We start from the raw sequence: 10,132 nt of genomic DNA, 5'->3' as shown, positions 1-10,132 counted from the left end.
AGCCGGGCATTACGGTGGGACACGAAGACCTCCATGCGGTGCAGTCCTAGACAGCTCCACCACATCGGAGGTCTTCGCCATGATCAAGCCCCAACGAGTGTCAACAACGCTCGTGATCAATACACCTAGGGCGTCCGCCGCGGCCGGCTTTCGGGCCGCCACTAATGAACGAGAAGGGCTGGCTACGGGGGGAGGGGTCGCCTCCCGGATTGCCGTCGCGGTGACCGCTAACGTTGTTGCGACTGGCGCTCGGCGCCGGGTGGGCGCGCGGATGATCGACGTGCAGGGCCGCACCGCCGTCGCCGACTCGGGTAGCGCGCACCCGCTGCCGCGCCCCTAGTTGCGGTACGCGTAATCGGTGCGCGCCGCGTTTATAAGCTCTTGCTCTAACGTTTAGTTGCTGCCGGATCCTGCCGGGGGTCGGCCGGCGATCATGTCGGAGCTTCGCCGCTAGAGGACCAAAAACTGCCTGAAAAACCGGGCGCGTTCACCCCAAAGAGTGGGCCGGATTTGGTATCGTTATTTCTGTCGAGATCGGTTGGCCCCGAATTCGACGCGAATCACGCATCCACCCAAAGGGGAGAAGTTCCGATGAATTCCAAGTCCATTACCGGCACCGGCCGGGTCGGCAGGGACTGGGAGGTCAGCGCTGATGCGATGCGCTGGACCCCGCAGCAACCTGCTACGCCCCAGACGGCGCGCGGCGCCGACTGCGACCGGGAGGTCGTGCACGTGTACTCCAGGGCGGATGCCCTTGCGGACGGCGTGTTGGTGGCTGTCGATGGGGAGTTGGCGCGGCAGGCCGGGCTTCGGCTGCCGGTGGCGCTGACGGCCGCCGCGTACGGCGACTGCGTGGCCTGGAGCGAGGAGGACAACGAGCGCAAGGGGACGCGTCAGGACGAGGCCGGGCGGCTGTGGGACGTGCTGCACATGGTCCGCTTCGCTGTGCTCCGCGCCCCGGGTGGCGGCGGTCGGCGTTGTCTGGCCGAGCTGTACCGGGTTCCGCGCGCCGGGCGGGCCAGGGTGGCTCGCCGCACGGTGCTGGCCGTGGAGATCGGGCCCGGGGACTCGGGTGAGCCGGTGCTGACCGTCATGCTGCCCGACGAGGACTGACGCGGGCTGAAGCCCTCTCAAGGTGTGGGGGCGGCAGCTGGCCCTGCCGCCCCCACACCGGCGAACCACACCTCCACTCATCAGCAAGGAAGGAACATCGTGATGGGAAGCACCACCACGCAGAAGAAGAGCCCGGGCGGAGCCGCTGACGACAGGCGACCGGCGAAGAAGTCGGCCGTGCCGAGGACGGCTGCTCGGCGGCGGGCGACAGCGAAGGTGACGAGCGAGGCGGCGGCCGTCGCGCCGCAGCCTGTTCGCCGCGATGTCGGGCGCCTGGAGTACCTGGACCCGCACGAGTTGGTGATCGACCCGTTCAACCACCGCAAGAAGCGGCGGTCGGGGGACGACACCGCGCCGGACCGGAAGTTGGTCGCGAGCGTCAAGGCGATGGGCGTGCAGGTGCCGCTCCTGGTCCGTCCCCAGGCCGATGGCGCGACGCTCGGCGTGATCTGGGGGCAGCGGCGGCTGGGTGCCGCCCTTCTCGCGGCGGCGGAGGCGAAGGCGAAGAAGCAGCCGTACGCGCTCGTCCCCTGCCTGGTGCGGGAGGACCTCGCCGGGGCGGACGACGAGGCGTTGGTGGCCAGCATGGTGGAGAACGTTCACCGCGCGGCTGCCAGCGAGCGCGATGACGTCGAGGCCCTGACGCAGCTCGCGCTCATGGAACTCGACGACGGAAAGCGCGAGCGTCACGCGAAGGCGTTGGGGTACCGGTCGGCGGAGATCCGCATGGCCAACCGGGCGGCCAAGCTGAGCGACAAGGACTTGTCGTCGGTCATCGCGGCGACGTTCGATCTGGTCGAGGCGGCCGACTACGCGGAGGTCTCCGACGTACCGGGCGCCCTGGACGCGCTGTCCCGGGCCAAGGAGCTGGATCGGGAGCAGGGGAAGCGGCGCGGCCACTGGGCGCATGCCCTGCAGCGGCTTCGGCAGGCGAAGGCCGACGCCGCCAAGCGCGCGGCGGCGGAGAACGGGCAGCCAGTCGACCGGGCGGCGGAGGCGGCCAAGCGTCGGCGGACCATCGCCTACAACAAGGCGTGGCGGGCCGCCCGCGAGGTTCGGTTCGCGTTCATCACCGAACTGTGCGGCCGGAAGACCGCCTCGGATACCGCCTGGACGGTGGTCCTGTCCCTGATCACCGGCGTCGGCTACGGGTACTCGCGCTTCACCGGCCGACACCGCACGGACCTGACCGCGCGCTTCCTCGGCGTCCCCGACCCGCAGGCGGAGCGAGGGTCCTCCGACCCGTTCGGCCCGCTCATCGCCCGCACCGGCAAGGCCCGACGCTGGCGCCTGCTGCTCGCCCACACCGCCGCCGCGATCGAGAGCGAGGTCCTGCACGACCACGCCTGGCGAAGCCCCGGTGGCGAGCTCCGGCCCTGGCTGCGCTTCCTGGCCGCCGAGGGCTACACCCTCAGCGACATCGAACGGGAGATGTGCGGGATGAGCGAGACCGCTCCGGCCGAGGCATCCACCGAAGAGGCAACCGCCGCCGGCTCCTAGCCGACGGACGACGGAACGGCGGCCGTCCGCCACGAGGACGGACCCCGGCGAAGGGGCTGGCCCGGCCGCCGTTCCTAGCGAACCACGCACCCAGCCCGTGAGGGAAGGCACGCAGAAACCCCAGTCTATCGGCCTTCTTCGGTCCTGAAGTCGTCAGCGACACGGCGGCGAAACACCCGCCGAAGTGGCTCAGGATTGGTAAAGTTATCTATGTCGAGCCCGGTTGGCCCCGGGTCCGACGCGAACCACCCACCAACCCGAAAGGGCACCGCAATGACGGACCACCTTCGCCTCGTCACCGACTCCGACGACCAGCCCCTCGACACCGCCCCCGGCTGCTACACGGAACAGGAGCTGCACGACGCGACCGCGCTCCTGCTCGAGCACCTGGAGCAGGTCGCCGAGGAAACCGGTCTGCCCATGGGCGACTTCATCGAGTCCGATGTCTTCGGCCTGCACACCCTGGCGTACATCGTGACGCTGCGGCACACCGACGACCGCGTGCACGAGCGTGCCAACGGGCTGTTCTTCCGCCTGCTCCACCGCACCACCGCGCATCGCGACCTGGCCCTGGGCGCGCTCGGCCACGTCTACCGCCACGCGGAACACGAGCGCCCCTCGCTGCACGTCGTCGAGTCCTGACCGCCCCCGGGGGGGGCCCCCCCCGGGGGGGGGCCACCCCGGCAACAGCGTCATCTGAACGACCGCTCGAAGGGCTCGTCATGCACCACCCCGCCCCCGAGGCCCACCGCCTCCCCGAAGACCCCGCCCGACGCACCCCGGACGCGACCAGGAGCCGCGACGGCTCCCACCGACTCACCATCCCCCTCCGGCCCCGACTGGCCGCCGCCGAACTCACCCAAGTCCTGCTCAGCTCCCCGCTGCCCGACTACGACGCCGCCAGCCCCGACCTGATCCGCCAGGCCGTCGAAGGCCAACTCCTCCTCCACGGCTACGCGGCGCTCCGCCCGGTTCTCGACATCGACTCGGAGGACGACCGGCACAACGCCGCCCGCGCCGCCATCCGCCGCGCGTACGGAGCCCGTTTCCACGACGAGGAGTCCACCGCCTTCTTCGCCGCCGGGAGCCTGTTCAAGCTCGTCGTCGGCTGGCAAGGCGAGGAGCAGCAGCCGTGAACTCGACCGCCGGCCCGGTCGAGCCTCGCGGAGCCGTCGAACGGCAGCACCAGTACTGGCGCATCCGCAATGCCCGAACGCACGCCCTACAGGCTCTCCTGCCCGCCGGCCGCGCATGGCACATCGCCCCCGGCCACCCGGGCGGCGCGTACTCCGACATCGGCACCGGCCCGGTCGCCATTGGCCGTCACCTGCCGACGCTGCTGACTCGCGACGTGGACGACCGTCGCCAGGAGATCTATCGAGGTGGCTGCCTCGGATGTGCGTGGGAGGGGAGGGAACTCGGCGGACGCGGCTGGCGAGAAGGGGTCAACCAGGCCGTCGAAGACGCCCACGATCACGCCTTCCCCGGCTGGCGTTCCCTGCCCATGCTCGACCTCCGGACTGTCGCTTCTCCGCCTCGTGCCGAGCGGCTCTGGCGGAGCATCGCGGCAAACTATCCCTCCGGATGGGCCGACGCCGGCGCTCCCCTGCTCTGCACGCGCCCCGGCGCCGACGCACTGCACCTTCCCCCATCGGCCAGGTACCCGCGCTACCGCCTGTTCATCAAAAAGCCGCCCCACCACGGAACTACGACGACCACACGGGCCGAGCCCGACCGGCTCTTCTGACACTTCCCGATCACCAGTGCCCGCCCACCGCATTCACGCGGCGGGTGGGCACCTCGGTTTGATTCCCCGACGTGATCCGCGATTCCATGGAAGGGCACCGACAGCGATCACACATGAGCGAGGCCACAGGGTGATTCCCGCCGGACGTACCCCCGCGGACTCAGCCCGCGCCGCGCAACTCCTCGGCATCGCGCTCGGCACCTTCCGCAACCGCAAGGCCTGGCAGAAACTGCCCCCCACCCTCAGCAGACCGGGAACCCGCCAACGGATCTGGGACGAGGAACAACTCCTCGCCGCCGTCGAAGGCCGCCCCATCCCACCCCTGCCCACCAAGCCTCACCTCAAGGACCTCCTCGACCTTGAGGAAGCACGCCTCACCATCCCCGAGGAACAGCGCCCCACGCCGGAGACCTGGGCCAGCTACATCTCCGACGGAATCGGCCCGAGCCCCGACGAGAAGGTGTTCGGCGTCCCACACTTCTACCGCGAGACCATCCCCGCCTGGCTCACCGCCCGACCAGGACGCGGAGCCGGCGGCGGCCGCCCCGTCGGCGCGACCGACACCCGCCCACGCGACCACTCCAACGACCCCCGCCACCACCGCGCCCAGCAACGCATCGCCCACGTCCGCCGCCTCCTGGCCGCCGACGCCGAGACACCCGCCGAACAGGTGGCCAGCGAACTGTCGATCTCCAAACGCCACGCCGAACGGTTGATCGCCCAAGTCCGCACCGAAGGCTGACCGCTACCCGGTCGGAACGGTCACCGGCTCGGCCTCACCGGAAGCCTGCTGCGGCACCTGCTCACCCCCGACCGGCCGACGCTGCGCGCCCTGCTGCTCGCGCCGGTGCCGGCGCTCGTAAGCGCGGATCTCCTTCGCGTCGAACGCGGTCACCTCGGCCAGGGCCTCGACGGACGGGAACACCTGGACCGCGTTCGCCAACGCCGCCGCCACGGCGGCGTGTGCCGCCTCGAACCGCTCCACCGCGCCGTCGATCTCGTTCAGCGCCGCCATCTGCGCCTGCTGACGCCGGCGGAATTCCTTTCGTTCGTTCTCCTGTCTCTCCCGCAGCCGACGCCGTCTTTCCTGCGTCGCCCGGTCATGTCGCGATGCCATGCCCGGAATGCTGCTGCGATTTTCGCCGGCATCGCAACGAGCCGCGCCCGGGCGGGCGCGGCGGCCCGCCCGGATGGCGGCCCCCCAAGACGCGCATTCCACGAGCAGCAGCGAAAATCAATGAGAGCCAGCGAGAGCACAAGACCGACCACACGACAGCACAGCGAACAGCAACCCACAGTACAGCTCCAAAGGAGCTGAAATTCGAAGAGATCTTTCAGGCACACCGTTTGCACTCCGGCGCATCTGCCGATCAGCGGCCTATGCTGCCGATCATGATCAGCCACCTTCTCGGTGCCGCCGGGCGGCACGGATCGGGCGGTGGCTTGTGATCACGCTTCATCCGATCAGTGCCGGCTCGGGCATCGACTATCTGCTGCGCACCGTCGCCTCCGGTGACGTGACGATCGGTCGGAGCGAGGCCGCCGCGTACTGGGCCTCGGGCGGTGACACCCCGGGGCGGTGGTTGGGTAGTCAGGCCGCGGCGCTGGGACTGCGGGGGCAGGTCTCCCAGGAGGCGGCCGACGCCTTGTTCAAGGACGGCGTCGACCCCACCAACGGCCGACCGCTGGGCCGGGTCTGGCCGAGGTATCCGACGGTGGACGAGCACCTGGCAGCGCTGCTGGGGGCCGAGCCGAACGCATCCGCGGCGCGGCGCGAACAGCTACGCGAGCAGGCCGAAAAGGTCGGCAATCGCACGGCCCGCTCGGGATGGGAGATGGTGTTCTCGCCGGTCAAGAGTTTCGCCGTGCTGTGGGGCACCGCGAACGATGCCACGCGCGCCCGGCTTGAAGAGGTCGAGCGGGCCGCGTTCCGGAGGGTGTTCGCTCGGGTCGAGCGGGAGGCGTGCTGGACCAGGAGCGGCCCTGGCGGAGTGGTGCAGCTTCGCGGCGAGGGCCTGATCGCGGCCGGCTTCGAGCACCGTTCCAGCCGGGCCGGGGACCCCGACTGGCATCGGCACGTGGCGATCTCGACGAAGGTGCGCACGGAGGATGGCCGCTGGCTCGCCCTGGACGCCCGGCACCTGCACCGGCTCGTCGTCTCGCTGTCCGCCCAGTACACGGCCGAGATCGAGCGCGGCATGTTCGAGGAGTTCGGGGTCCTGGCCGCGCCGCGCACGGACACGATCCGGCAGGACAAGCGGCCGGTGCGGGAGTTCCTCGGCGTCTCGGACGTGGTAGTTCGGGCGTTCTCCGCGCGGCGCGCGCAGACCGAGCGGAATCTGACGGCGCTGCTGCACGAGTTCCGCCAGTTGCATGGCCGTGAGCCGTCTCGGCCGGAGGAGTACGAGCTGGCCCAACGGGCGGCGCTGACCGCGCGCCCGGACAAGCAGGTGCATGGCGTCGAGGAGGAGCGTGAGCAGTGGCGGGCCCGCGCGCGAGAGCTGGGCGTGCGCCGGCCACGGCGCTGGCTCGTCCTGGCCTGGCGTGCGTCGCGGGCCGCCGCCCGTCAGCACGAGATCACCCCGCTGCCGGAGGTCGTCGAGCGGGTCCTCGTCACGTTGGAGGGTGATCGGGAGTCCTGGACGCGGGCGAACGCGGAGGCGGAGACCTACCGCCAGCTGGTCGCCGCCGGCTGGCACCTGCGATCCGAGTGGGGCGGGCTGGTCGACCGGGTCGTCGAGCACGTGCTGCACCCCGACCGGTGCGAGTTGATTTCACCCCCGGAGCCGGTGCCCGTGCCCGCTCGCTACCTCCGGCCGGACGGCACTCCGGTCTTCGTCCAGCACGGCGCCGCCCGCTACACGAGCCACCGCCTCAGGGCCACCGAGATGGACCTCGTCGAGGCCGCGCGGCGGCCCGCCCCGGTGCGGCGCCTGACCACCGAACAGGTAGACGCGGCGCTCGCGGCCGGCGACGTGGCCCGCGGCTTCGGGCCCTCCGCCGAGCAGCGGCAGATCGTCCGCGCCGTGTTCACCGGCGACACCCGCGTCCAGGCCGTCACCGGCGGCGCCGGCACCGGCAAGACGACCATCATGGCCCTGGTCCGCGAGGTCGCCGACGCTCACGGCATCCCCGTCCTCGGGCTGGCCGGCGGCCAGGTGCAGGCCGACAACCTCGCGGAGAAGGCGGGCATCCGCGCCGAGAACCTGGCCCGCTGGCGTTTCATGTCCGAGGTCTACGCCCCCGGCGCCCCGCAGTGGACGCTGCCTGCCGGCGCGATCGTCATCGTGGACGAGGCCGGCCAAGCGGCGACCGGCGACCTGCACGCCGTGCTCGGCCAGGTCGCGGACGCCGGCGGACGGTTGCTGCCGATCGGCGATCCCTGCCAGCTCGGTGCCCCGGGCGCCGGCGGTGCGCTCGACCTCATCGCCAGCGACGCCGGAGCCCTGCGCCTCACCGAGGTCCGCCGCTTCCGCAACGCCGACGGCACGCCCCGGCGCTGGGAAGTGGAAGCCGCCCGGGCCCTGTCGGCAGGTGACGGCGACGCCGCCTGGACCGCCTACGCGTCCCGCGGACGACTCCACGAAGGCTCGCTCGACGCGCTGCTGGAGCAGGCATACACGGCCTGGTGCAGAGACACCGCGGAAGGGCTGACCAGCATCCTGCTCACCCCCACCAACGCGCTCGCCGCCAAGCTCTCCCACGTCGCCCGCACCGCCCGCGTCGAGGCCGGACTCGTCGACGACACGACCACGATCGACCTGGCTGACGGCAACCGCGCCGGAGCCGGCGACCAGCTCGTCACCCGCGCCAACGATCGACGCCTCACCTGCCACAACCGAACCCGCCAGTACGTGCGCAACGGCGACATCTGGACCGTCGTCTCCGTCACCGAACACGGCGACCTCGACGTCCGCCACAGCCTCACCGGAGGCCGCGTCACCCTGCCGCGCGACTACTGCGCGACCGCCGCCGAACTCGGCTACGCCATCACCCACACCCGCGCCCAGGGCGTCACCGTGCACACCGGCCACGCCCTCATCGTGCCGGGCATGGACCGCAACAGCGCCTACCCCGCCCTCACCCGAGGCTCGCTGGAGAACCACGGCTACCTCGTCTGCCGCGACCAGGTCGACGTCGAGAGCGGCGAACCGGCACCCGACCGCACCGGCCGTCGGCTCTGGGCCGCCGTCGTCGCGGCCGACGGCACCCAGCTCTCGGCCACGGCCCAGCAACGAGCGGCGCTCGACGAGGCCGACTCCCTCCGCACCCACGAACCCCGCCTCCGGCAGGTCCTGCGCGACATCGCCGAGGCCGAGACCATCGACGCCATCGCCCGCCTCCTCGGCCCCGCCGCCGCGCGCCAACTCTCCAGCGCGCCGGCCTGGCCCGCCCTGCACGCACAGCTCCTGCAACTCGCCGAGGCCGGCATCGACACCGACCGGCTGCTCAAGCACACCTACTTCGCCCGCGACTTCCTCACCCGTGACGGAGCGCCGGTCGACGACGCCGCAGCCATCGTCCACGCCCGCAACCGCCGCGCCCTCGACCCGGCCGAAGGCGGCAGCCCCGACGCCTTCCGCCAGGAGCCGGACGCCCCCACGCCCACCACCGCCGCCGGCTACGAGACCGCCCCGGCAGCCGACCCCACCGACGTGCTCGCGGCGGTCGGCCTTCGACTCCCCGAACCGGCCCCGCACGACGACCGCCGCACCTACGCCCACGCCCTCGCTCGCCAGCTCCACGAACGAGCCGCCGTTCTCGCCGAACAAGCCCAACGCGACGCCAACGCCGGTACCGGCTGGGCCGCCGCCTACGGCCCCGAACCAACCACCGTCCCCGACGCCGTCGCCTGGCGCGATCGCCTCGCCGCAGCCGCCGCCTACCGCGACCTGGCCGACTACCAGGGCACGGACCCCACCGGCCCCGCGCCTCTCGTCGAGGACGGCCACCTCCGCGGCCTCTGGCGCGCCGCCCAACGCCCCACCGACGAGCCCACGCCGCTGCTCGCCGCCCGGCTGGCCGCGCGGGCACCCGCCTGGCTCGATGCCCTCGGCCCGCGCCCCGGCCCCGGCGACCGGCTCCGCCCCGGGTGGGACGAAGCCGCGCAGGCCATCGCCACCTACCGAACCCTCTGGAACCACGCCGCCGAGCACGTCGCCCTCGGCACGCACCCGACCGAACCCGTCCAAGCCGCCGACTACCGCAGGGCCTCTCGCACCATCGCCCGCTGGCGCCTGGCGACACCGCCCACCACCGTCCGCCCCGACCTCACCGTCGCACGCGGCCAGGCCGGCGCGGCCCACAGCGCCGCCGCGCAGGAGGCCGCGGATCGCTGGCACGCCGCCGACCAGGCCGCCACCCGCGCCCTCCAACGAGCCGAAGACGCCACCAACCGCGCCGCCGCCGCTGCGGCATCGGCCAACTCCGCCAGCGCCCATGCCGACGCCGCCGAACTGCTACGACGCGCGGCCCAGGCCCGCCACCAAGCCGACCACGCCGTGACCGAACGCGAAGCCGCCCGACGCCACGTGGAACGACTGGCCCCCGGCCTTCTCACGGCACGCACCGACGCCCGCCGCGCCGCCGACCTCCGCCGCCGCCAAGCCCAACGCGCAGCCGCCGACGCCCGCCTCCGCGACGCCTACTACCGCCGCCCCTCCGGCCCGGACGTCGGCCGAGACCCACACCAGCCCGAATCTCCTGGCCTCTGACGCCGCGACAGCCGGATTTCACCCTTACCAGCGACGTGCCAATCACCCCACCCACGCC

At 72.1% G+C, this 10,132-nt stretch carries 8 protein-coding genes; 7 read left to right on the top strand and 1 reads right to left on the bottom strand.

Features of this window, described 5'->3' with window-relative positions; all coding sequences use genetic code 11:
- Positions 1-591 precede the first annotated feature (591 nt).
- The 6 genes from RNC47_RS13325 (at position 592) to RNC47_RS13300 (ending at position 5,102) form a co-directional block, all read left to right on the top strand.
- Positions 592-1,113 (top strand): DUF6573 family protein, encoded by a 522-nt coding sequence (locus tag RNC47_RS13325; RefSeq protein WP_311598560.1) that lies wholly within the window; start codon positions 592-594, stop codon positions 1,111-1,113.
- A 102-nt stretch (positions 1,114-1,215) separates the two neighbouring features.
- Positions 1,216-2,613, top strand: a complete 1,398-nt coding sequence (locus tag RNC47_RS13320; RefSeq protein ID WP_311598558.1) for a ParB/RepB/Spo0J family partition protein — start codon at positions 1,216-1,218, stop codon at positions 2,611-2,613.
- Positions 2,614-2,886: 273 nt separating this feature from the next.
- Positions 2,887-3,255 carry a hypothetical protein gene (locus RNC47_RS13315; RefSeq protein ID WP_311598557.1) on the top strand — a complete coding sequence of 123 codons (369 nt, stop codon included), beginning with the start codon at positions 2,887-2,889 and terminating at the stop codon, positions 3,253-3,255.
- 80 nt (positions 3,256-3,335) lie between these two features.
- Positions 3,336-3,749, top strand: coding sequence for a DUF6181 family protein (locus RNC47_RS13310; protein WP_311598555.1), 414 nt, complete (start codon positions 3,336-3,338; stop codon positions 3,747-3,749).
- Entirely contained in the window at positions 3,746-4,360 is a 615-nt protein-coding gene (locus RNC47_RS13305) for a DUF6349 family protein (RefSeq protein WP_311598553.1), read from the top strand. Before RNC47_RS13310 ends, RNC47_RS13305 begins: the two co-directional genes overlap by 4 nt.
- Before the next feature lie 130 nt (positions 4,361-4,490).
- On the top strand, positions 4,491-5,102 hold the full coding sequence (locus RNC47_RS13300; protein ID WP_311598551.1) for a hypothetical protein: 612 nt from the start codon (positions 4,491-4,493) through the stop codon (positions 5,100-5,102).
- Positions 5,103-5,105: 3 nt separating this feature from the next.
- Here RNC47_RS13300 and RNC47_RS13295 read toward each other — a convergent pair whose 3' ends face one another.
- Positions 5,106-5,477, bottom strand: coding sequence for a hypothetical protein (locus tag RNC47_RS13295; protein WP_311598549.1), 372 nt, complete (start codon positions 5,475-5,477; stop codon positions 5,106-5,108).
- 328 nt (positions 5,478-5,805) lie between these two features.
- On the opposite strand from RNC47_RS13295, the gene mobF reads away from it, so the two are divergent.
- Positions 5,806-10,074 carry a MobF family relaxase gene (gene mobF / locus RNC47_RS13290; protein ID WP_311598547.1) on the top strand — a complete coding sequence of 1,423 codons (4,269 nt, stop codon included), beginning with the start codon at positions 5,806-5,808 and terminating at the stop codon, positions 10,072-10,074.
- Positions 10,075-10,132 lie beyond the last annotated feature (58 nt).

It is taken from the genome of Streptomyces millisiae (assembly GCF_031845425.1).
GTDB classification, from domain to species: domain Bacteria; phylum Actinomycetota; class Actinomycetes; order Streptomycetales; family Streptomycetaceae; genus Streptomyces; species Streptomyces millisiae.
This window is presented reverse-complemented; position numbering and strand designations above follow the sequence as displayed.

Excerpts from the sequence above, each read along its gene's own strand:
- RNC47_RS13315 (WP_311598557.1), top strand. The coding sequence starts at position 2,887 with ATGACGGACCACCTTCGCCTCGTCACCGACTCCGACGACCAGCCCCTC.
- RNC47_RS13310 (WP_311598555.1), top strand. The coding sequence starts at position 3,336 with ATGCACCACCCCGCCCCCGAGGCCCACCGCCTCCCCGAAGACCCCGCC.
- RNC47_RS13320 (WP_311598558.1), top strand. The coding sequence starts at position 1,216 with ATGGGAAGCACCACCACGCAGAAGAAGAGCCCGGGCGGAGCCGCTGAC.
- RNC47_RS13295 (WP_311598549.1), bottom strand. The coding sequence starts at position 5,477 with ATGGCATCGCGACATGACCGGGCGACGCAGGAAAGACGGCGTCGGCTG.
- RNC47_RS13325 (WP_311598560.1), top strand. The coding sequence starts at position 592 with ATGAATTCCAAGTCCATTACCGGCACCGGCCGGGTCGGCAGGGACTGG.